Origin of the sequence: Pseudomonas sp. RGM2987 (assembly GCF_022952855.1) — a bacterium.
GTDB lineage: Bacteria > Pseudomonadota > Gammaproteobacteria > Pseudomonadales > Pseudomonadaceae > Aquipseudomonas.
This window is the reverse complement of sequence record NZ_JALJDX010000131.1, coordinates 1-21,003: the sequence shown is the minus strand read 5'-3', so window position 1 is coordinate 21,003 and position 21,003 is coordinate 1. Positions and strand designations below refer to the sequence as shown.

Below are 21,003 nucleotides of genomic sequence, written 5' to 3'. Positions count from 1 at the left end.
CATTCAACATGGTTGCCAGCTGATCCACCGCTTTCGCGAGCAAGCCCGCTCCCACAGGGTTTGTGGTGTGTGATCAGGCAGCGATCTAAACGAGCCGCTCGATCGGCTGATGCTGCCAGACCCGTTTGTAATACAGCGTCTGCAACAGCAGCATGCTCAAGTAAGCCACGGGAAACGCCATCCACACCCCTTGCAACCCGAAGTGGGCATTGAGCAGATACGCCGCCGGCACCTGCACCGCGACGATGCAGAAGATAGAGATCACCACCGGCACCAGCACCGTGCCGCTGGCGCGCATGATGCCGCCAACGATGGCCTGGAAGCCGAACACCAACAGGCTCCAGAGCATGATGTGCAGCAGGTGTTCGGCCTGGACCCGCGCCGCCGGGTCGGTGATGAACAGCCCCAGCAGCCAGTGGGACAGCAAATATCCCAGCAGTACCAATCCGCCGGTGAGCCAGACGTTGAACAACAACCCCATGCGCAGGATTGGCCCCAGACGCTCCAGGCGCCCGGCACCAATGGCCTGGGCGCCGAGGATCGAAGCGGTGATGGCGATCGACAACGCCGGAAATTGCACGTAGTTGACGATCTGCGTGACCGCACCATAAGCCGCCGTGGCCTGGGAACCGTGACGGTTGACCAACGCCAGGATCACCAGCTCCGACAGCGAGATCACCACCATCTGCAACCCGGTCGGCAGCCCAATGCGCAGCACCTTGCCGAGGATCTCCCGATCCAGGCGCATCGCCGCGAACAACGCGCGGTCCGGAGCCAGGGCGTGGGCACGCCGGTTCAGGCGCCACGCCAGCATGAGCATCGCCGACGTCGTCCCCACCAGCCCCGCCAGCGCGGCGCTCTGGATGCCCATTTGTGGCAGCCCCAGCCAACCGCGGATCAACGCGGGCGTGAGCAGCAGCCCGACACTGGTGGATACCAGCAACGCCAGCATCGGCGACAAGGTATCGCTGACCCCGCGCAGCAACTGAGTGAACAGCACGAACACCAGCAGCATCGGCAGGATCCACAGCATCACCCGGGCATAGGAAACGGCGTCCTCCAGTACATCGACCGGCGTGCCCAGCCCTTGCAGCGCCTGTCGCGCAAACACACTCCCCAGCACCGCCGCCACCAGGCCGATGATCGCCCCCAGCAACAGCGTCGAGCCGGCAATCGCCTTCACCGTACCGGTTTCACCGGCGCCGTAGGCCTGCCCGATCAACACCCCCGCACCCGCCCCCAGGCCAATCACCAGGGCGATAAAGAAAAACACGATGGGAAACATCCCCGACACCGCCGCCAGCGCCTGTGTCCCGAGCATCTGGCCGATATAGATGCTGTTGAACGTGCCGGACATCGATTGCAGGAAGTTGGACAGGACCATGGGGGCCAGGAACAGCAGGTAGGTTTTCCAGAGGGGCTGGGTGGGCATGAGGACTCTGATGGCGGATTCGACGATTCGGGTGCCGATAATTTAGCTCAATCACAACAATTCATTTCAAAAGAATCGACTCGGACCGCTCTTGTGGCGAGGGAGCTTGCTCCCGCTGGGTTGCGCAGCGACCCGGCTTTTTTGCGGTGGCTTCGCCCCCGAGCGGGAGCAAGCTCCCTCGCCACAGGGGGTCGTGTGCATCAGTGATGGCTTCGTCGGTCCGACTCGACATTTCTGAGACTGCGTCTAATCTGAGATAGCACAGTGCCACGCGCTGCGTAGGGCATTGCCTACAGCCATGTGATATCGGACGACTGGTCTTCAAGTCCGCGTGAAGGTCGCAGATAACCAGTTATTCGCCAATAACCTGTTAGCAGCACTGTTCAAGGACCGAACCATGACGTCGTATTCACACGGTCATTCTCCTTCCCCAACCCAACCACGCATCCTCTGGCACGCCGTGCTGGTGGCCGTTGCCGCCGCTGTCGGCGTGCTGGCGGTCAACGGTGTGGGCGGGCAGAACCTTGGTTTGAGCGCGGCGATCCTGGCCTTGGGCGTCGCCGCGGGCGTGTTGGGTGCCAGGGCGCAGCGTCGGCAGTTCGACAGTGTTTTCGCCCAGGCCACAGACCGGCATGAGCTGCAAACCGCCAAGCACCTCTCGCTTGAAACCCAGGCGCAGCTCAACGAAGTGATCCTCGGGGCCATGCCGATCTGGGCCAAGCAGGTCGAAAGCTCGCGGCAGCAGACTGAAACCGCAATCGTCTCGCTGACCAGCCGCTTCACCGGCATTTCGTCACGCCTGGAAGAAACCGTGCAAGCCTCGCAACTGGCTGCTGGCGAACTGGCCGGCAAAAGCAGTGGCGGTGCCGTGCAAGTGCTGGCCCAGAGCGAAGGTGAACTGGTCCAGTTGATCGATTCGTTGAAGGCCACCCAAGCCAGCCGCGATGAAACCCTGGCCCAGGTGCGTAACCTGACCGCCTACACCGGTGAACTGCGGACCATGGCCGCCGATGTCGCGGCCATCGCCGCACAAACCAACCTGCTGGCCCTGAACGCCGCCATCGAAGCCGCTCGCGCCGGTGAAGCCGGGCGTGGTTTTGCCGTGGTCGCCGATGCCGTGCGCAGCCTGTCGAGCAAGTCCAGCGAGACCGGCCAACAGATGTCGGCCAAGGTCGACATCATCAACACTGCCATCACCCAACTGGTCCAGGCTGCCTCCAGCGGCGCGGACCAGGACAGCCATTCGGTGAGTGCTTCGGAAGAAAGCATCCAGCGTGTGCTGGAGCGTTTCAAGAGCGTCACCGGGCGGCTGGCCGACTCGGCCGACCTGCTGCAACAGGAAAGCTTCGGGATTCGCGACGAACTCACCCAAGTGTTGGTCAGCCTGCAATTCCAGGATCGGGTCAGCCAGATCCTCAGCCACGTGCGCGACAACATCGAGGACTTGCATGTGCACCTGCAGCAAGCCAGTCAGTCGCCCGACCAGGCTGCCTCCATCGACGCCCGCCAATGGCTGGCGCGCATGGAAACCACCTATGCCACCGACGAGCAACGCCGTAATCACCACGGCGACTCGAGCGCGCAACAAGCTTCACAGGAAATAACCTTCTTCTAGGAGAGCCGTTCATGGCTAAAAGTGTATTGGTTGTCGACGACTCCGCGAGCGTTCGGCAGGTCGTCGGCATCGCGCTGAAAAGTGCCGGCTATGACGTCATCGAGGCCAGCGATGGCAAGGACGCGCTGGGCAAACTCACCGGACAGAAAGTGCACCTGATCATCAGTGACGTGAACATGCCGAACATGGACGGCATCACCTTCGTCAAGGAGGTCAAGAAGCTCGCCAGCTACAAGTTCACGCCGATCATCATGCTGACTACCGAATCCCAGGAATCGAAGAAACAGGAAGGCCAGGCGGCAGGCGCCAAGGCCTGGGTGGTCAAGCCGTTTCAGCCGGCGCAGATGCTGGCGGCGGTGTCCAAGCTGATTCTTCCTTGATGCCCGGAGGCCGTAATGCCCTTGTTGTACGAAGCCGTCGATGACACCGCGCACGTGCAGATCGACGGCGAGCAGACGATCTACACCGCCGCCGACCTGTCCGCCCTGTGGCTGCCGCGCCTGGGGGCCACGCCTCGCATGGAGGTGGATCTGTCGCAGATCACCGAAATCGACGGCGCCGGCCTGCAACTGCTGCTGATGGCCCTGCGCGAGGCACCGAAGGCCGGTACCCAGCTGACCCTGACCGGGCGCAGCCAAGCCGTCAACGAAACACTTGAGCTGTGCAATCTCCAGGCCTAGCCCCCTGCGCACCACGGCCCGACACGACAAAGGATATGAGCGTGAGCATCAATCTCGACCAGGCACAACAGACGTTCATCGTCGAAGCGCGGGAACAGTTGCAGGCGATGGAAGAGTCGCTGCTGCAACTGGAAACCGACCCTGGCGACGATGATGCCATCGGTGCGATCTTCCGGGCCGCCCACACCATCAAGGGCTCGGCCGGGCTGTTCGGGCTGGAACCGATCGTCAGCTTCACCCACATCGTCGAAGACGTGCTCGACCGCCTGCGCAACGGCAGCGTCGAGGTGGACACCGGCCTGATCGCCGTGCTGCTCAAGTCCAGCGACCACATGCTGGAACTGATCAACGTGGTGGCGAACCAGGGCGGCACACTGACGCCACCGGCACAGAAACGCGAAATGGAACTGTGCCAGGTCCTCCAGGAGTACCAGGAGGCGCCCTCGCCTGCCGCCACTCAAGCCGCCACCGAAAAGCCGCAGATGGAAGAGCCTGCGCAGGCGCGCCTGTGGCACATCTCCCTGCGCTTCGGCCCGGAGGTCTTTCGCAACGGCATGGATCCGCTGTCGTTCCTGCGCTACCTGCAAACCCTCGGCGACATGGTCCGCATCGATACGCTGACGGACGCAATGCCGGCCATCGACAGCTGGGATGCCGAATCCTGCTACCTGGGATTCGACATCGAGTTTCGCTCCGGCGCCAGCCACGCGGCGATCAACGAAGTCTTCGATTTTGTCCGCGAAGACTGCCAGATCGAAATCGTTGCCGTCGATGAAGTCGAACCGCAAGCAAACACCCATCTGGCTACTACGGCACAAGAGCAGCCCGAGGAAAGCACTGCACTGGTCACCACCGGCGACCTGCTGCCAGACCAACGCAAAACCCCACGGCTGCCCGCCCAGGCCGCACCTGACCGGCAGCCGGTCAGCAGCGAAAGCAAGGCCAGGGACGGCGCCTATGTGCGGGTCAACGCCGACAAGCTCGACGAGTTGATCAACCTGGTGGGCGAACTGGTCATTGCCAGTGCCGGTGCCAGCCTGCTGGCCCGCACCTGCAATAATGACCCGTTGCAGGAGTCCACCTCGACCGTATCGGCCCTGGTGGAAGAAATCCTCGATGGCGCCCTGCGCCTGCGCATGATCCCCATTGGCGAAACCTTCAACCGCTTCCGGCGAGTGGTGCGCGATGTCAGCCAGGAACTGGGCAAGGACATCGACCTGATCATCAGCGGCGCGGAAACCGAACTGGACAAGACCGTGGTGGAAAAGATCGGCGATCCGCTCATGCACCTGCTGCGCAACGCCATGGACCACGGCATCGAAACCGCCGAAGCACGGTTGTCCGCCGGCAAGCCGGCCAAGGGACACCTGCACCTCAACGCCTATCACGACTCGGGCAGCATCGTGCTGGAAATCGCCGACGACGGCGCCGGCCTGAACCGCGACCGGATCCTGGAAAAAGCCCAGGAACGTGGCCTGGTCGCCCCAGGCGCCAGCCCCACCGACCAGGAAATCTACAACCTGATCTTCGAGCCGGGCTTCTCCACCGCCCAGGCCGTCACCAGCCTGTCGGGGCGCGGCGTGGGCATGGACGTGGTCAAGCGCAACATCACCCTGCTGCGTGGCACGGTCGACCTGGACAGCCAGCCGGGTCAAGGCACGGTGGTGCGCATCCGCCTGCCGCTGACCCTGGCAATCATCAACGGCTTCCTGGTAGGCATCGACCAGTCGACCTATGTCATTCCGCTGGACATGGTCCAGGAGTGCATCGAACTGAGCGAGGACGATGGCCTGGCCAGTCGCGAACAAGGCTATCTCGACCTGCGTGGAGAAGTGCTGCCGCTGGTCTACCTGCGCGACCATTTCAATCACGAAGGCCAGGCCTCGCGCCGCCAGAACGTGGTGGTGGTGCGTTACGCCGAGCTCAAGGCCGGGCTGGTGGTGGATGACTTGCTGGGTGAATTCCAGACCGTCATCAAGCCGCTGGGCAAGCTGTTCGGCGCCCTGCGCGGCATCAGCGGCTCGACCATCCTGGGCAGCGGCGCCGTCGCGCTGATCCTCGACGTACCGGCCCTGCTGACCCAGATCGTCCAGATTGAAAACCGCTACACCCCGAATCAATTCCAACAAGCCAACGCTCGCTGACGCTTTAGCAAAACTCCATGGAGAGGTACTTCCCGATGAAATGGTTCTACGATCTTAGAATCGCCACCAAACTGATCACATCATTTCTCGTGGTGTTGGCCCTGACCGCGGCCATGGGGGTGTTCGCGATCATCCAGCTGGGCGAGGTAAACGGCACCACCCAGGAGATCCGTGAAAACTGGATGCCTTCGATGCGCGCCGCCTCGGGCATGCGCTTCTATGCGGCGAACTATCGCCTCAAGGAAAACCGCCACATCACCGCTGATTCCGAACAGGAGCGCACCACGGTCGAACAGGAAGCGGAAGAAGCCCGCAAGGGCTTCGAAACCCGTCTGGCGACCTATGAAAAACTGCTCTCCAACGCCGAAGACCGCCAGCTGTTCGAGACTACCCGCAACGACTGGACCGCCTACCTCGCGATCAGCAAGGACCTGCTGGCACTGTCCCGGCAAAACCTGTCCGAGCAAGCCCATGCGCTGCTGCGGGGCGAGTCCAAGCGCCGCTTCGACCTGGTGACCACCGACCTGCAAAAACTGGTCGAACTCAACGACGTCGGTGCCGGTGCGGCGAGCGAGCGCGGCACCGCGCTGTTCGAGAAATCACGCCTGTCGATCATTGCCGTGCTGACCGCCGCGCTGCTGGTCGGCCTGGGCCTGGCGCTGTTCATTTCGCGAATCATCTCCCGTCCCTTGAAGCAAGCCGCAGCTGTTGCCGAGCAATTGGCCGAAGGCAACCTGAACGCGAAAATCGACGCTGGCTCCAGGGACGAAACCGGCATGGTGCTCAATGCCATGCAGAACATGGTGGGCAAGCTGTCGCACATCATCGGCGAAGTGCGTAACGCCGCGGATAACCTCGCCAGTGCTTCGGAAGAAGTCAGCGCCACCGCGCAATCGATGAGCCAGGCCACCAGCGAGCAGGCGGCCAGTGTCGAGGAGACCAGCGCGTCCATCGAGCAGATGAGCGCCAGCATCAACCAGAACACCGAGAATGCCAAGGTCACCGACGGCATGGCCAGCAAGGCCGCCAAGGAAGCCACCGACGGTGGCGAATCGGTGCAGCAGACCGTGGTGGCGATGAAGAAAATCGCCCAGCGCATCAGCATCATCGATGACATCGCGTACCAGACCAACCTGCTGGCGCTCAACGCGGCCATCGAAGCTGCCCGTGCCGGCGAACACGGCAAAGGTTTTGCCGTGGTTGCCGCCGAAGTGCGCAAGCTGGCCGAACGCAGCCAGGTGGCGGCCCAGGAAATCGGCGAGCTGTCGTCCAGCAGCGTCGACATGGCCGAGAAGGCCGGGCATTTGCTTGACGAAATGGTCCCGTCGATCAACAAGACTTCGGACCTTGTGCAGGAAATCAGCGCCGCCTCCGAAGAACAGGCCGCCGGCGTGGCGCAGATCAACACGGCGATGACCCAGCTCAATCAGGTCACCCAGCAGAATGCCTCCAGCAGCGAAGAACTGGCGGCCACCGCTGAAGAGATGAGCAGCCAGGCCGAACAGCTGCAACAAGCCATGAGCTTCTTCACCCTCGACACGCCACCCAAGTCGGTCAGCCAACCGCTGAAGGTCGACAGCACGCCTGGGTCATCAAGCCGCAAACCGAGCCGAGCCGCCGTGCCCGCACTGCCCAAGGCCTTCGCCTACAGCATGGCGAGCGCACCGGACGAATCCGAATTCACCCGTTTCTGACGGTTCGTCCGCATAGGGCTCGATAACAGGAGATAACGGCATGGGCGCCATCGCAACCACCCGCCAGACGACCGTCGCGGTCGAGGAAGAAGCGCAATACCTGACATTCATGCTCGGCACGGAAATGTTTGCCATCGGCATCCTGTGCATCAAGGAGATCATCGAGTACGGCAACCTCACCGTGGTGCCAATGATGCCGGCCTTCGTGCGCGGGGTGATCAACCTGCGGGGCGCGGTGGTGCCGGTGGTAGACCTGTCTGCACGCTTCGGCCGGCCGAATTCGGCGATCACCCGGCGTTCGTGCGTGGTGATCATCGAGGCGGACTCTGCGGACGGCCACGCCCAGGACATTGGCCTGCTGGTGGACACGGTGTCGGCAGTGCTGGAAATCCCGGCCACGCAAATCGAGCCGCCACCGAGTTTCGGCGCGAAGATCCGCGCCGACTTCATCAGCGGCATGGCCAAGGTCGACGGCAAGTTTGTGATCGTGCTGGAGGTCGGCCGGGTGCTGTCCATCGACGAAATGTCCCAACTCGCAGAGGCCAGCCCCACCGCGCTGGAAGTAGAAGCCCCGTGAACGCCGACAGTTGCAAGGAACGCACCGCGAACTCACTGGCGCTCACCGACCGTGAGTTCAGCCAGTTTCAATCCTGGCTGTACCAGGCCGCCGGCATCAACCTGTCCGAGGCCAAGAAAGCCCTGGTGGCCGGGCGCCTGTTCAAGCGCCTCAAGCACTACGAACTGGGCAGCTACGGTGAATATTTCAAGCTGATCATGAGCGGCCAGCGCGCCGATGAGTTGCAGGTGGCACTGGACCTGCTGACCACCAACGAAACGTATTTTTTCCGCGAGCCCAAGCACTTTGATTTCCTGCGCCAGCAGGTATTGCCCAATGCGACGCCGGGCAAGACCTTTCGCCTGTGGAGCGCGGCCAGTTCCTCGGGAGAAGAACCCTACAGCCTGGCGATGACCTTGGCCGAGGGGCTGGGCACCACGCCTTGGGAAGTGATCGGTTCGGACATCAGCAGCCAGGTGCTGGCCAAGGCCCGCTCCGGGCATTACCCAATGGAACGCGCCCGCACCCTGCCCCAACCGCTGCTGGTCAAATATTGCCTCAAGGGCACCGGCAGCCAGGAAGGCACATTCCTGATCGACCGGGCGTTGCGTAGCCGGGTCAACTTCATCCAGGTCAACCTTAATGACACGCTGCCGGAGCTGGGGGAGTTCGACGTGATTTTCCTGCGCAACGTCATGATCTATTTCGACCAACCCACCAAAAGCAAAGTGGTCGCTCGACTGGTCCCCAGACTCAAGTCCGGCGGGTATTTCATCGTGAGCCATTCGGAAAGCCTCAACGGCGTATCCGACGCGTTGAAACTGGTGGCGCCTTCGATTTACCGCAAGCCATGAACACGGCGAGGAGAACAGAAGTCACTGAGGTCTACCTGGCGCCGGGGGAGTTTCGCTTCGCCACCTGCCCGACCCGGCTGCGCACGATCCTCGGTTCCTGCGTGGCGATTACCTTGTGGCATCCCGAGCGGCGGATCGGCGGCATGTGCCACTTCATGCTCCCCAGCCGCATCCGCTGCTCCACCGCGCTGAACGGCCTGTACGCCGACGAAGCCATCGAATTGTTTGTCCGCCAGGCGCGGGCCCATGGCACGGAGCCCGAGGAATACCAACTCAAGCTGTTCGGCGGCGGCGAGATGTTCCCGCAGCTGCAACGCCACGTGCCGTTCGGTGACGTGGCACGGCTGAACGTCAACGCGGCGCTGGAAATGGCCGCCCTCTATCGCCTCGACCTGATCGCCCAGGACATGGGCAGCACGGGCTATCGAAGCATCATTTTCGACCTGTGCAGCGGCGATGTGTGGGTCAGGCACCAACCGATAAGGACACGGCATTAACCATGTCAAAAAAGATCAATGTACTGCTGGTGGATGACTCTGCGGTGGTCCGCCAGGTGTTGCTGGCGATCCTCAGTGAGACGCCGGACATCCACGTGATGGGTGCGGCATCCGACCCGATTTTCGCCATGGACAAACTGGCCCGCGAATGGCCCGACGTGATCGTGCTGGACGTGGAAATGCCGCGCATGGACGGCATTACCTTCCTGAAAAAAATCATGAGCGAGCGCCCCACGCCCGTGGTGATCTGCTCATCCCTGACACCCCGGGGCGCGGAAACCACGTTGCAGGCGATGGCTGCCGGCGCGGTGGAAATCATCACCAAGCCCACCACCGGGCTGAAGAATTTTCTCCTGGAATCGGCACCGGAGCTGGTGGCAGCCATCCGCGCCGCCGCCCAGGTGAACGTGCGCAACCTGGGCAAGCGTCCGGCCCCGCTGACGCCCGCCAGCAAACTCAGCGCCGACGCGGTACTGCCCGCCGCCAATGGCCACGCCATGGCCCAGACCACCGAGCGCATCGTCGCCCTGGGCACGTCGACCGGCGGCACCCAGGCCCTGGAAGCCGTGCTGACCGCGCTGCCACGGGTCTGCCCGGGCATCGTCATCGTCCAGCATATGCCGGAAAAGTTCACCGCCTCGTTCGCCGCCCGGCTCAACAGCCTGTGCCAGATCGAAGTGCGTGAAGCGCGCAACAACGACCGCATCCATCCGGGCCTGGCGCTGATCGCTCCCGGCGGCAAGCACATGATGGTGACGCGCAGCGGCGCGTTCTATCACGTGCAGGTGGTGGACGGCCCGCTGGTCAACCGCCATCGCCCGTCGGTGGACGTGCTGTTCCGCTCAGTGGCCAAGTTCGCCGGGCGCAACGCCACCGGCATCATCATGACCGGCATGGGCGACGATGGCGCCCGCGGCCTGAAGGAGATGCTCGACGCCGGCAGCAGCACCGTGGCCCAGGACGAAGCCAGCTGCGTGGTCTTTGGCATGCCCAAGGAAGCGATCAAGCTCAACGCCGCGCAACGGGTGATGGGGTTGCAGGAGATTGCGCAGGTGATATTGCACAAGTAGCCAGACTGGTAGAGTACGCGCCCCGTGGCGAGTACACCGATTAGCAGCGTCAGCGCCAGGAAACCACCCAAGAAAATCGCCATCTTTGTCATGTGCATTCCTGATAGATAAGTTTGCGGGGCATCATTGAACAGCTCGATCCCGATGGACGCAGTGTGTGAATCAGGTAGCGATCCAATGTGGGAGCGGGCTTGCTCGCGAAGGCAATCCACCACTCACTCTGCATCGCCTGACATACCGCTTTCGCGAGCAAGCCCGCTCCCACAGCGTACGAGATCGGACGCAAGGTTTTGGCGCCGCTAATGCGCTGCGTATTTTGCGACGCAAGCCAGATTCATTACAGACCCACCTGCCGCCGAAAAAACCGGAGCAGCCTCCCCGGCCCCGCGGATATACCAAGGTATATTTTCCCGCCCATAGTCATTCTGGCCCCACTCGCAGGCAGCGCTTAACCTTGCCGGGTATTCAACGCAGCCCGTCAACGTCGCTCATCGACACAGAGGTGATCAATGCGCTCTCCACTGCCTGCACCTGCATTGGCCCCTTTCAAACACAACGAGCAAGTTTCCTGGGTTGCGGACATCACGCTGCTGGGGCTCATCGTCTGCGGGGCGGTGTTTGTCTTTTATGGCCTGGAACAGATAAACCAGCCCCTCGGCACTCTGGTGTCCTCACCGATATCGCTGGATCTGGCGCACCTGCCGCAATACACCGCGCGCACCACCCTGCGCATGTTCATGGCGTTGTTCGCCTCGCTGGCTTTTTCCCTGGTGGTCGCGACCCTGGCCGCGAAAAGCCACAAAGCCGCTCTCGTCATCCTGCCGGCCCTGGATATTTTGCAATCGGTGCCAGTCCTGGGTTTCCTGACCTTCACCGTGGTGTTCTTCATGGGCCTGTTCCCCGGCAAGGAAACCGGCGTGGAGTGCGCGGCGATCTTCGCAATCTTCACCAGCCAGGTCTGGAACATGACATTCAGCCTGTATCAGTCGCTGCGAACCGTGCCCCGGGATCTGTATGACGTCAGCCGCCAGTTTGGCTTCTCACCCTGGCAACGCTTCGTCAGGCTCGAACTACCGTTCGCCACGCCGGGCCTGGTGTGGAACATGATGATGTCGATGTCCGGCGGCTGGTTTTTCGTGGTCGCCTCCGAGGCCATCACCGTCGGCAACACGACAGTCAGCCTTCCGGGTATCGGTTCCTGGCTGGCCTTGGCGATCGAGCAGCAGAATATCGCAGCCATCGCCTGGGCAGTGTTGGCGATGGCCGGCGTAATCGTCCTGTACGACCTGCTGTTCTTTCGGCCGATCATCGCCTGGGCAGACAAGTTTCGCTTCGAACAGACCGCCGCGCAGAAGCGCCCGCGCTCCCGGGTCTACGACCTGCTGCGTTCGACGCGCCTGGTGCCGCTGGCGCTGAACACACTGGACGGCTTGCGGGCTTTGCTGCCGCTGGACAAGCTACCCAGGCTTGGGCGAATCCGGTTCCAGGTCAGCGCCGGGTTGAGCCGGGCAATCGACCGAATCTGGATCGCCCTGGTCGCCGCTGCCTGCGTCGTCGGCATCGCTCAGTTGTCGACGTTCATCGGCAGCACGTTGGGGCTGGACGACCTGATCGGTGTGCTGTCCCAGGGGCTCGTTACCCTGGTGCGCGTCGCCGTGCTCATCGTCCTCGCCAGTCTGCTGTGGGTGCCGATCGGCGTCTGGATCGGCTTGAACCCCCGTTGGGCCGAGCGCTTGCAGCCCGTCGCCCAGCTGCTCGCCGCCTTCCCCGCCAACGTGCTGTTCCCGTTTGCCGTGATTGCCATCGTGGCGCTGAAGCTCAACCCGGATGTCTGGCTATCGCCGCTGATGATCCTGGGCACCCAGTGGTACATCCTGTTCAACGTCATCGCCGGCGCCAGCGCATTGCCGAACGATCTGCGCGAAGCGGCGCGCAGCTTCCAGGTGCGCGGCTGGCAGTGGTGGCGCCAGGTTGCGCTGCCGGGGGTGTTTCCCTATTACGTGACCGGCGCGCTGACGGCGGCCGGCGGTTCGTGGAACGCCAGCATCGTCGCCGAGGCCGTGTCGTGGGGCGACCGGCATGTCTACGCCTACGGCCTGGGATCCTTCATTGCCCAAGCCACCACGGCTGGGGACTTGCAGCGCGTGGCGCTGGGGGTTTCGGTCATGGCGCTGTTCGTGGTGGGTTTCAACCGGTTGCTGTGGCGGCCGTTGTACGGTTTCGCCGAGCGTCGGCTTCGAATTGATTGAGGGTGATCCGATGCAAGTGATAGAGCCACGTTGCCTGGTCGATGTGCAACAACTGGGACATGTCTATGGCACCGCCGGTGGCGCCGAGCGACGGGTATTGGACAACGTCTGCATGGGCTTGAACGACGGTGAGATCGTCGGTCTGCTGGGGCGTTCCGGGTCGGGCAAGTCGACCTTGCTGCGCTCCATCGCGGGCCTGGTTTCGCCGACCTCCGGCGTGGTGGATTTTCCGGCCGACGACCAGGGTATTTCGAGTTCGGTGCGCATGGTGTTCCAGAGCTTCGCCCTGTTCCCGTGGCTGACGGTGCTGCAGAACGTCGAGGTTGGCCTCCAAGCCTTGGACGTTGCCGCCCCCGAGCGGCGCCGGCGGGCCCTGGCCGCCATCGACATGATTGGCCTCGATGGTTTCGAAAGTGCTTTCCCCAAAGAACTTTCGGGCGGCATGCGCCAACGCGTCGGCCTGGCGCGAGCGCTGGTGGTCGCACCGGATGTGCTGTTGATGGACGAGCCGTTTTCGGCATTGGACGTGCTGACCGCCGAAACCCTGCGCACCGACCTGTTGGACCTGTGGTGCGAAAGCCGGATGCCGATCAGATCGATCCTGATGGTCACCCACAACATCGAGGAAGCGGTGCTGATGTGTGATCGGATCCTGATCTTTTCCGCCAACCCGGGAAGGGTCAAAAGCGAGATCACCGTGGGCCTGAGTCAACCGCGCAATCGCTCGGACCCGGCCTTCCAGGCCCTGGTCGAGCACATCTACGTGCAGATGGCCGGCGGCGCCGACGTCGGTGCCGCGCGCCAGGGCCTGTTTGCCGGCACCGGCGTGAATATGGTCCTGCCGTCGATTTCCACCAACGCCCTGGCCGGACTGATCGAGGCGGTGCAGGATCAGCCGTTTGAAGGCCAGGCTGACCTGCGTGAACTGGCCGGGACCTTGCACTACAGCGCCCATGAGTTGTTCCCGGTCGCCGAGGTGCTGCAATTGATGCGCTTGGCCGACATCCGGGAGGGCCACCTCACGCTGCTGCCGGCCGGGCAACGCTACGCTCAATCGACGGTGGACGAGCGCAAGCAGCTGTTCGCCCAGCACTTGCTCAAATATGTCCCGCTGGTGGGCCATATACGCAAGGTGCTGGATGACCGCCCAACCCGCACCGCCCCCGCCCGGCGCTTCCGTGACCAACTGGAAGACTTCATGTCCGAGCAAGACGCCGCCAATACCCTGGACTGCGTCACGCAGTGGAGCCGCTACGCCGAGCTGTTCGCCTACGATGAAGTGGCCGACCGGTTCAGCCTGGACAATCCGTGCTGAAGGTTCAGACCCTATACACTTGCACCGGAGTGTCGAGTGGTGCTTTCGTGGCGAGGGAGCTTGCTCCCGCTGGGTTGCGAAGCGACCCTAAAAGTCGAGGGGCTGCTGCGCCCGAACGCGACCGGCCCAGCGGGAGCAAGCACCCTCGCCACAGGGGCCTACGCAGCCTGGGTTCAACGTCAATAAGTAAGCGATGCGAGATGAACATTCCGTGAGAAGAACTCAATTGTCCCTTCGCCTGCTGCTGTTGCTGGGCTTGTCGCTCGGCATCGCGGCGATCGACACCGTCACCGATCTTGAGATCGCCGTGGGGGTGTTCCAGATCGTGGTGGTGCTGATTGCCGTTCGGGTCTTGCCGGCGCGTGCCGTTGCGGCGATCTCGGCGGTGTGCATGGTGTTGACGATCCTCAGCTACCGGCTGACCCGCTTCGGCGATACCGAGGCCGGGCTGATCAACGTCCTGATCAGCCTCGCGGCCATCGCCGGCACCACGTACCTGGCGCTGCGCCTGTCGGCCGCCATCGGCACGGTGCACCGGACCCGCGCGCATCTGGCGCACATTGCCCGGGTCAACATGCTGGGTGAGCTGGCCGCCTCCATCGCCCACGAAGTGAACCAGCCCTTGGCGGCTGTCGCCACCAGCAGCAGCGCGGCCCTGCGCTGGATGGCCGCCGAACCTGCGAACCTGCCCAAAGCCCGCGAGGCCGTCGAGCGCATCATCGCCGATACCCATCGAGCCAGCGAAATCATCGCCCGGTTGCGCGGCATGGCCCGGCATCAAGCGCCGACGAAACAGTGGCTGAACGTGGCCGACACCCTCAATGCCGCGCTGCGGCTGTTGGCCGGTGAACTGAGTGAGCAAGGCGTCACCTTGCGCGTGAGCGTCCAGGAAGGCTTGCCGCCGATGCTGGCCGATGAAGTGCAGATCCAACAAGTCATACTGAACCTGGCCATGAACGGGATCGACGCCATGCGCCAGGTTGACGAGGACCGCAGGCTCTTGGAAATTCATGCGGTGCTGGATGCGAGCCGCGAGCTGCACTTTTGCGTGTCCGATCAAGGCAAGGGCCTGTCGGGCAACGACCATGAGCGGGTGTTCGACGCCTTCTACAGCACCAAGGATGAAGGCATGGGGATGGGATTGGCCATCAGCCGGTCTATCATCGAAGCCCATGACGGCCGGATCTGGGTGACCTGCAACCCGCAATCCGGCACGACCTTCCACTTCGCCCTGCCAGCCGTGACAAGGGACGCCGATGAGCCAGAATGAGCCTGCCGACACGATGATCTACATCGTTGACGATGACCACTCCGTACGTGCCTCGCTGCAAGACCTGCTGGCCTCCGTGGGCCTGGCGAGCATGGCCTTCGGTTCGGCTCGCGAATTCATGGTGGCTGAACTGCCGGACGTTCCGGCGTGCCTGGTCCTGGACGTGCGGATGCCCGGCATGAGCGGCCTGGACTTCCAGCAGGAAATGACCCGACTGAACATCCAGATCCCGGTGGTGTTCATCACTGCCCACGGTGACATCCCGATGTCGGTGAAAGCCATGAAGGCCGGGGCGCTGGAGTTCCTGACCAAGCCCTTCCGTGAACAGGACCTGCTCGATGCCATCAACCAGGGACTGGATCGAGACCGGCAGAGACGGCATACGGCGGGGTTGATGGACGATCTGCAACGACGTTATGCCGGGCTGAGCGACGGCGAGCGGGATGTCATGGAGCTGGTGGTGTCGGGACTGCTCAATAAACAGGTCGCAGCGCGCCTGGGCTTGAGCGAAGTGACCGTGAAAGTGCGGCGCGGGGCGTTGATGCGCAAGATGAATGCGGACTCGTTGGCAACCCTGGTCAAGATCTCGGAAAAACTCAAGGGGGTGGATCGCTAGCGCTCCGGATCGCAGCTATCATGCGGTTCGCCCTGTTATCAGCGGTGTCACAGACAACCTCAAGGACCCAGGTATGAATTTGCTGCCGTCACGCTCCACCCTCTTCGCTTCTGTGCTTGTGATCAGCCCCCTGTGCCTGGCCGAAGGCGAGCCAACGGACGGCAGCGTCATCAAGGATTCCACCAAGGCCGCCGTGTCCTCGTTCATCACCGCCGGCAAGAACCTGTTGGGCGGCGTCAGCGAAGGTGTGCTCGACGGTCGCGAATCGGTCCAGGGCACCGATGGCGCCGCGATCATTTCCTCCGGCGAGCAGATGAAAGACCGCATCGCCGTCGAGGTCTTGAAGCTGGAGCCCAGCGACGAGAACTTCACCATCACCCTGGGCTTCAAGAACAGCACCGACACCCAACTGCGTCTGATCAACCTCGGCCAGACCGGCGCCCTCCTGGCCATTGACCAGGCGGGCTATGCCAACAAGCTCACCGGCATGGAAAACCCCGACGAAGTCACCGTTCCACCGAAGACAGCGGTGCGGCAGAAGTTCGTTTTCGAGGGCATGAACGAGGCGATCAACACGGTGCGGGTCTGGGGGGCGGATTATCCGGTGAAGAAATAATCCACCAGCGCACCGGCGAAGATCCAATCGCTTGCTCGTTCAGGTGAACAACGTAATAGCCCCGGTCAGCAACGAAACCCCGGTCATCAACAGCGACAGCAACAGCGCCCACTTGATCGTGCTTTTCTGGAAGTCGCCCAGATCACGGTCAATCATGCCGACCAGCAGCAAGGTCGACGCCACCAGTGGGCTGATCTGGTGCACCGGCTGGCCCAGTACCGACGCACGGGCAATTTCCATGGGGCTGATGCCATAGGCCGCCGCGGCATTGGCGAGTATCGGCACCACCCCGAAATAGTAGGCGTCGTTGGACAGCAGGAAGGTCAACGGCATGCTGGTGATCGCGACGACCAGCGGGAACAAGTGCCCCCACGACGCAGGGATGGTGTTGACCAGCAACTGGGCAATTGCATCGACCATTTTGGTGCCGGAGAAGATGCCCGCGAAGACACCGGCGGCGAACACCAACAGCACGACGATCATGGCATTGCCGGCGTGGGCGAGCATGCGCTCCTTCTGCACGTTCAAGCGTGGGTAGTTCATGACCAGGGCAACCACGAAGCCCAGCAGAAAGCTGATCACCGAATGCAGCAACCCGGTGACCAGGCACACCATCACCACCAGCACCAGCATCAGGTTGGGCACGACCATCCTGGGATTCTTGCTCTCGCCGTGGCCGATGATCGACTCGATGTAGCAATCATCTCCGCCACTGGACAAGGTGACCGCGCCAATCCGTTTACGCTCGCGCTTGCCCAGCAGGAAGGCCGTGTAGAGTACGCCCAAGGCGCCTGCGGCCATGGTCGGCAACAGCGGGATGAAATACTCGGCGGCATCCAGCCCGAGGACCGCAATCACCCGGGTTGCCGGCCCTCCCCACGGCGTCATCCCACCCATTACGCTCAACGACAGCACGCAAATGCTCGCCAGAATCATCGGGTTCATGCCGATGCGTTTGTACAACGGCAACATGGCCGCGCAGGTGATCATGTAGGTGGTCGTGCCGTCGCCGTCCAGGGCAGCGGTCAATGAAAGCAGCGCCGAACCGATGGCGATCTTGACCGGATCGCCGTTCACCTTCCTCAGGATCATCTTGATCATCGGATCGAACAGCCCAGCGTCGAACAGCACGCCGAAGAACAGGATCGCGAACAGCAACAAGGCGGCAGACGGCGCCACCATCTTGATGCCATCGAGCATCATTTTATCGGTGGTGGCCGCAAACCCCGCGATGATCGAAAAGACCACCGGCACCACGATCAGCGCAACTATCGGCGAGAGCCGTTTCGCCATGATCAGGTACGTAAAGACCACGACCATCGATAAGCCGAGAAATGCCAACATGTCAGATACTCTTGTTTTTATTGGGTGTGTCGCTGACCTGCGGCCGCTGCGCTGAGGGCAGCCTGGACGCAGGTGATGGACGGCGGGTATCAGTGGGCGACGGTCGCACCGACGATGCCGTGGCGCTCAAGCGCATCCGCCACCAGGCCGCTGGCCTTTGCCCGCTCGACGAATTGCCGCAGCAGCTCGCCCGCTTCCTTGCCATACCGATGGGGAATGCCCATGGCCTGACGGATTTCCATGAAGCGCCCGGGCAACAAGCGCAGGCCGGGGAATCGCCCTGCGTCGAACTCAAGTTGTTGCTTCACGCCAGCGGCCACATCGGCGGATTCGGCCAGGAACGTATCGACCACCGTCGGCGAGGTCGACGAACGAATAATCGTGGCGGCCTTGAGTTCGCGGGTCAGGTGCAGGTCATAGGCGCTGCCTTGGCCGACCACCACCCGTAGCCCTGCCTGATCCACCTCATTGTTGGCTTGCAGGGGTGAGTCATCGCGCACCAGGTAGCAGCCTTCGATCAACACGTAAGGTTCGGTGAAGGCCAGGTGTTCGGCGCGAATCGGATCAATCGCGAAGAACCCGAAGTCGGCCTGCCCCTGGGACACCGCGGCCACAGAGTCTCCTGCGCTTTTGAATACATGCAGCTCCAGCGGCAGGCCAAGCTCGGCGGCCAGGGCGACGGCGAGGTCGACGGATACGCCGGCTGCATTTCCAGCCTCATCCAACCGGGCAAGAATCGGATTTCCAACATTGATGGATGCACGAAATTTGCCGGTAGGCATCAACGCGGCAGCCAATTGTGTGTTCAATAACGTCATGGCAATTCCCTCACGCCGTCCGGCTCGCGTATTGATCCAGCAAGGCTTTGGTGGCGGGATCGACCGGCACGCCCTCTTGCAGATAACGCTGCATTTTCCTGAGTTCTATTTCACCCGGTACGATCACCGGCGAGCCACTGTCGACGGCTGGGCTCTGGTGAAGGATGGCGGCGAAATCAATCATCCGGCCTTTGAGCCATTCAACCGAGCCCAATCGGGCGGTATCGATGAGAATGAAGAAGTGGCCGAGATTCTGTGGCTCGTCCGGGGCATCGACCCAGGACTTCACGTGGGTGAGATAAGCCGCATCCGATAACAGCCCCGCCAGCAGATCGACCACCAATGCCAGGCCGTAACCCTTGTGGCCGCCAATCGGCAACAGGAAACCGTCCAATGCCGCCGCTGGGTCGGTGGTGGGCTTGCCACTGGCATCGGTTGCCCAACTGTCGGGGATGCTTTCCCCACGCTTGAGCGCATTGCGAATCTTGGCCCGGGCCACCACGCTCATCGCCATGTCCAACATGAAATGATTGCCGTCCGGGTTCGGTACGCCAAAGCCCAGCGGGCTGTTACCCAGGCGCGCATCACTGCCGCCGGAAGGCGCGATGGTGGTGGTGGCGTTACTGCCGATGATGCTGGCGAAACCCTGTTCGGCCGCTAGATAGGAGTACGGCGAAACCGGCCCGAAATGGTTGCTGCCCCGGGCGAGTACCAGGCTGATCCCGAACTGCCGGGCAATGTCCATACCGGCCTCAAGGGCCGCCATGCCCACCAACGGCCCGACCGCGTTACGCCCATCGATCCGCGCAACAGCTGGTGCGAGAGGCTCGATTGTCGGTTCGGCCGCAGCGCTGATGCCACCGGATTCCAGCCGCGCGCCGTAGGATTCGATGCGGCTCAAGCCATGGGTAGTGAGGCCAAACAGATCAGCCAGTACCAATACTTTCGCGACCTGTTCGGCGGCGTTGGGCGCAAGGCCCAATCCTTCAAAAGCCAGGCGTCCAAGCGGGCGGAGAGCATCGACGGCGACTTGGGAAATTTCGTTCTTGTTATTCATGTAAAGGCTCGTACTGTCCCGAGCAGGCATGCGCGTACCTACGCGTCAACGCTCGGCGGTTATGGGATAGGTCAGCAGTGACGGGCTCGAGAAGTGGCCCCCGGCGCCTGCGAGTTGACAGAGTGGCGAGCCGCGATTACAAAGTAAATTGCAAATAAAAGTTACATTTATGAGTAATACGCATGAATTTCGATCTGGCTGATCTACGCGGTTTTCTGGCCGTCGCCGACCTCGGTGGCTTCAGCGCTGCGGCGCAGGCGCTTCACCTGTCGCAGTCGGCGCTTTCACGACGGGTCGACAAGCTGGAACAGGCGTTGGGGGTCCAATTGTTCGAGCGCACCACCCGCCGCGTCGAGCTGTCCACCCTCGGCCGTGGCTTCGTGCCGCGTGCGCGAAACGTGCTCAATGAGCTTGAAAATGCACTGATCGGTTTTCAGGACCTGTCCCATCGACTGTCCGGCGAGGTCACCATCGCCTGCGTGCCCTCCGCCGTGGCGTACTTTCTGCCTGAGGTGATTCGTCAGTACCACGCGAGATACCCAGGTATCCGGATCCGCGTGATCGATGAATCCTCATCGGCAATCCTCACGGTCGTGGCCCGGGGCGAGGCGGACTTCGGCCTGACCTACATCGGCACCCAGGATTCTGAAGTGGTGTTTCAGCCGCTGCTGGAGGAAGCGTTCGTCGTCGCGCTTCAAGTGGGCCATCCCCTGACCGAACGCCAGTCCCTGACCTGGGACGACCTGGCAGGGGTCGACTACATCAGCCTGGCCCAAGGCAGCGGCAATCGCTTCCTGATCGACCAGGCCCTCGCCCATCGTGATCTTCGTCCCCGTTCGTTCTGCGAGGTAAAACACGTCCCGGCGCTGGTCAGTCTGGTGGAAGCCGGGCTGGGTGTCGGCGTGGTACCGAAATTGGCGATGCCGCCGGAGGGGCACGCAACGTTGGTGACCCGCCCACTGGCCGACCCTGCGATCAGCAGGACCCTGGGGCTCATCTCCCGGCGTGGACGAGCATTGCCTGCGGTAGCTCAGCTGCTGTTTGATCTGTTGATGACGATGCGCAAGTAGCGTTTTCCGGGGGGCTGCCCTTGCAGGCCCTCCCCCACTTCAAGTCGAACATCAATCCCGTGGCGAGGGAGCTTGCTCCCGCTGGGGTGCGCAGCGCCCCTGAAAC

General features: G+C 62.5%; 19 protein-coding genes. 15 read left to right on the top strand and 4 right to left on the bottom strand.

The window, feature by feature from the left end:
- Positions 1 to 85: 85 nt before the first annotated feature.
- Positions 86 to 1,432: an MATE family efflux transporter gene (locus tag RGM2987_RS03935; RefSeq protein WP_245138806.1), complete on the bottom strand. Its 1,347-nt coding sequence runs from the start codon at positions 1,430 to 1,432 to the stop codon at positions 86 to 88.
- A gap of 397 nt (positions 1,433 to 1,829) precedes the next feature.
- Here RGM2987_RS03935 and RGM2987_RS03930 point away from each other — a divergent pair, with 397 nt between their 5' ends.
- From RGM2987_RS03930 to RGM2987_RS03865, 14 genes are all read left to right on the top strand, one after another.
- A complete protein-coding gene (locus RGM2987_RS03930) occupies positions 1,830 to 3,047 on the top strand; it encodes a methyl-accepting chemotaxis protein (protein WP_245138805.1) in 1,218 nt (405 codons plus the stop codon).
- An 11-nt stretch (positions 3,048 to 3,058) separates the two neighbouring features.
- Positions 3,059 to 3,427, top strand: a complete 369-nt coding sequence (locus RGM2987_RS03925; protein WP_042730627.1) for a response regulator — start codon at positions 3,059 to 3,061, stop codon at positions 3,425 to 3,427.
- A 15-nt stretch (positions 3,428 to 3,442) separates the two neighbouring features.
- Positions 3,443 to 3,727 carry an STAS domain-containing protein gene (locus tag RGM2987_RS03920; protein WP_245138804.1) on the top strand — a complete coding sequence of 95 codons (285 nt, stop codon included), beginning with the start codon at positions 3,443 to 3,445 and terminating at the stop codon, positions 3,725 to 3,727.
- Positions 3,728 to 3,768: 41 nt separating this feature from the next.
- Positions 3,769 to 5,871, top strand: coding sequence for a chemotaxis protein CheA (locus RGM2987_RS03915; protein WP_245138803.1), 2,103 nt, complete (start codon positions 3,769 to 3,771; stop codon positions 5,869 to 5,871).
- Positions 5,872 to 5,906: 35 nt separating this feature from the next.
- Positions 5,907 to 7,565: a methyl-accepting chemotaxis protein gene (locus RGM2987_RS03910; protein WP_245138802.1), complete on the top strand. Its 1,659-nt coding sequence runs from the start codon at positions 5,907 to 5,909 to the stop codon at positions 7,563 to 7,565.
- 40 nt (positions 7,566 to 7,605) lie between these two features.
- Complete coding sequence (locus tag RGM2987_RS03905) at positions 7,606 to 8,142, top strand: chemotaxis protein CheW (RefSeq protein ID WP_245138801.1); 537 nt, start codon at positions 7,606 to 7,608, stop codon at positions 8,140 to 8,142.
- Positions 8,139 to 8,975 carry a CheR family methyltransferase gene (locus RGM2987_RS03900; RefSeq protein ID WP_245138800.1) on the top strand — a complete coding sequence of 279 codons (837 nt, stop codon included), beginning with the start codon at positions 8,139 to 8,141 and terminating at the stop codon, positions 8,973 to 8,975. Before RGM2987_RS03905 ends, RGM2987_RS03900 begins: the two co-directional genes overlap by 4 nt.
- Entirely contained in the window at positions 8,972 to 9,472 is a 501-nt protein-coding gene (gene cheD, locus RGM2987_RS03895) for a chemoreceptor glutamine deamidase CheD (RefSeq protein ID WP_245138799.1), read from the top strand. The genes RGM2987_RS03900 and cheD overlap by 4 nt, the downstream gene beginning before the upstream one ends.
- A 2-nt stretch (positions 9,473 to 9,474) precedes the next feature.
- Positions 9,475 to 10,542, top strand: a complete 1,068-nt coding sequence (locus tag RGM2987_RS03890) for a chemotaxis response regulator protein-glutamate methylesterase (RefSeq protein ID WP_245138798.1) — start codon at positions 9,475 to 9,477, stop codon at positions 10,540 to 10,542.
- Positions 10,543 to 11,051: 509 nt separating this feature from the next.
- Entirely contained in the window at positions 11,052 to 12,791 is a 1,740-nt protein-coding gene (locus RGM2987_RS03885; protein ID WP_245138797.1) for an ABC transporter permease subunit, read from the top strand.
- A 10-nt stretch (positions 12,792 to 12,801) separates the two neighbouring features.
- Positions 12,802 to 14,106 carry a nitrate/sulfonate/bicarbonate ABC transporter ATP-binding protein gene (locus RGM2987_RS03880; protein ID WP_245138796.1) on the top strand — a complete coding sequence of 435 codons (1,305 nt, stop codon included), beginning with the start codon at positions 12,802 to 12,804 and terminating at the stop codon, positions 14,104 to 14,106.
- Between the two features lie 193 nt (positions 14,107 to 14,299).
- Positions 14,300 to 15,376, top strand: a complete 1,077-nt coding sequence (locus RGM2987_RS03875; RefSeq protein ID WP_245138795.1) for a sensor histidine kinase — start codon at positions 14,300 to 14,302, stop codon at positions 15,374 to 15,376.
- Positions 15,363 to 15,992 carry a response regulator gene (locus RGM2987_RS03870; RefSeq protein WP_245138794.1) on the top strand — a complete coding sequence of 210 codons (630 nt, stop codon included), beginning with the start codon at positions 15,363 to 15,365 and terminating at the stop codon, positions 15,990 to 15,992. The genes RGM2987_RS03875 and RGM2987_RS03870 overlap by 14 nt, the downstream gene beginning before the upstream one ends.
- 73 nt (positions 15,993 to 16,065) lie before the next feature.
- Complete coding sequence (locus RGM2987_RS03865; protein ID WP_245138793.1) at positions 16,066 to 16,608, top strand: hypothetical protein; 543 nt, start codon at positions 16,066 to 16,068, stop codon at positions 16,606 to 16,608.
- Between the two features lie 39 nt (positions 16,609 to 16,647).
- Here the strand turns inward: RGM2987_RS03865 and RGM2987_RS03860 are convergent, their stop codons facing one another.
- From RGM2987_RS03860 to RGM2987_RS03850, 3 genes are all read right to left on the bottom strand, one after another.
- On the bottom strand, positions 16,648 to 17,952 hold the full coding sequence (locus RGM2987_RS03860; protein WP_245138792.1) for a citrate:proton symporter: 1,305 nt from the start codon (positions 17,950 to 17,952) through the stop codon (positions 16,648 to 16,650).
- A gap of 89 nt (positions 17,953 to 18,041) precedes the next feature.
- Positions 18,042 to 18,770 (bottom strand): ABC transporter substrate-binding protein, encoded by a 729-nt coding sequence (locus RGM2987_RS03855; protein WP_245138791.1) that lies wholly within the window; start codon positions 18,768 to 18,770, stop codon positions 18,042 to 18,044.
- A gap of 10 nt (positions 18,771 to 18,780) precedes the next feature.
- Positions 18,781 to 19,827, bottom strand: coding sequence for an Ldh family oxidoreductase (locus tag RGM2987_RS03850; protein WP_245138790.1), 1,047 nt, complete (start codon positions 19,825 to 19,827; stop codon positions 18,781 to 18,783).
- Positions 19,828 to 20,009: 182 nt separating this feature from the next.
- Here RGM2987_RS03850 and RGM2987_RS03845 point away from each other — a divergent pair, with 182 nt between their 5' ends.
- Positions 20,010 to 20,897 carry a LysR family transcriptional regulator gene (locus RGM2987_RS03845; protein ID WP_245138789.1) on the top strand — a complete coding sequence of 296 codons (888 nt, stop codon included), beginning with the start codon at positions 20,010 to 20,012 and terminating at the stop codon, positions 20,895 to 20,897.
- The last annotated feature ends 106 nt before the right edge of the window (positions 20,898 to 21,003 follow it).

Excerpts from the sequence above, each read along its gene's own strand:
- RGM2987_RS03935 (WP_245138806.1), bottom strand. The coding sequence starts at position 1,432 with ATGCCCACCCAGCCCCTCTGGAAAACCTACCTGCTGTTCCTGGCCCCC.
- RGM2987_RS03930 (WP_245138805.1), top strand. The coding sequence starts at position 1,830 with ATGACGTCGTATTCACACGGTCATTCTCCTTCCCCAACCCAACCACGC.
- RGM2987_RS03925 (WP_042730627.1), top strand. The coding sequence starts at position 3,059 with ATGGCTAAAAGTGTATTGGTTGTCGACGACTCCGCGAGCGTTCGGCAG.
- RGM2987_RS03920 (WP_245138804.1), top strand. The coding sequence starts at position 3,443 with ATGCCCTTGTTGTACGAAGCCGTCGATGACACCGCGCACGTGCAGATC.
- RGM2987_RS03910 (WP_245138802.1), top strand. The coding sequence starts at position 5,907 with ATGAAATGGTTCTACGATCTTAGAATCGCCACCAAACTGATCACATCA.
- RGM2987_RS03905 (WP_245138801.1), top strand. The coding sequence starts at position 7,606 with ATGGGCGCCATCGCAACCACCCGCCAGACGACCGTCGCGGTCGAGGAA.
- cheD (WP_245138799.1), top strand. The coding sequence starts at position 8,972 with ATGAACACGGCGAGGAGAACAGAAGTCACTGAGGTCTACCTGGCGCCG.
- RGM2987_RS03890 (WP_245138798.1), top strand. The coding sequence starts at position 9,475 with ATGTCAAAAAAGATCAATGTACTGCTGGTGGATGACTCTGCGGTGGTC.
- RGM2987_RS03885 (WP_245138797.1), top strand. The coding sequence starts at position 11,052 with ATGCGCTCTCCACTGCCTGCACCTGCATTGGCCCCTTTCAAACACAAC.
- RGM2987_RS03880 (WP_245138796.1), top strand. The coding sequence starts at position 12,802 with ATGCAAGTGATAGAGCCACGTTGCCTGGTCGATGTGCAACAACTGGGA.
- RGM2987_RS03875 (WP_245138795.1), top strand. The coding sequence starts at position 14,300 with ATGCGAGATGAACATTCCGTGAGAAGAACTCAATTGTCCCTTCGCCTG.
- RGM2987_RS03870 (WP_245138794.1), top strand. The coding sequence starts at position 15,363 with ATGAGCCAGAATGAGCCTGCCGACACGATGATCTACATCGTTGACGAT.
- RGM2987_RS03865 (WP_245138793.1), top strand. The coding sequence starts at position 16,066 with ATGAATTTGCTGCCGTCACGCTCCACCCTCTTCGCTTCTGTGCTTGTG.
- RGM2987_RS03860 (WP_245138792.1), bottom strand. The coding sequence starts at position 17,952 with ATGTTGGCATTTCTCGGCTTATCGATGGTCGTGGTCTTTACGTACCTG.
- RGM2987_RS03855 (WP_245138791.1), bottom strand. The coding sequence starts at position 18,770 with ATGACGTTATTGAACACACAATTGGCTGCCGCGTTGATGCCTACCGGC.
- RGM2987_RS03850 (WP_245138790.1), bottom strand. The coding sequence starts at position 19,827 with ATGAATAACAAGAACGAAATTTCCCAAGTCGCCGTCGATGCTCTCCGC.
- RGM2987_RS03845 (WP_245138789.1), top strand. The coding sequence starts at position 20,010 with ATGAATTTCGATCTGGCTGATCTACGCGGTTTTCTGGCCGTCGCCGAC.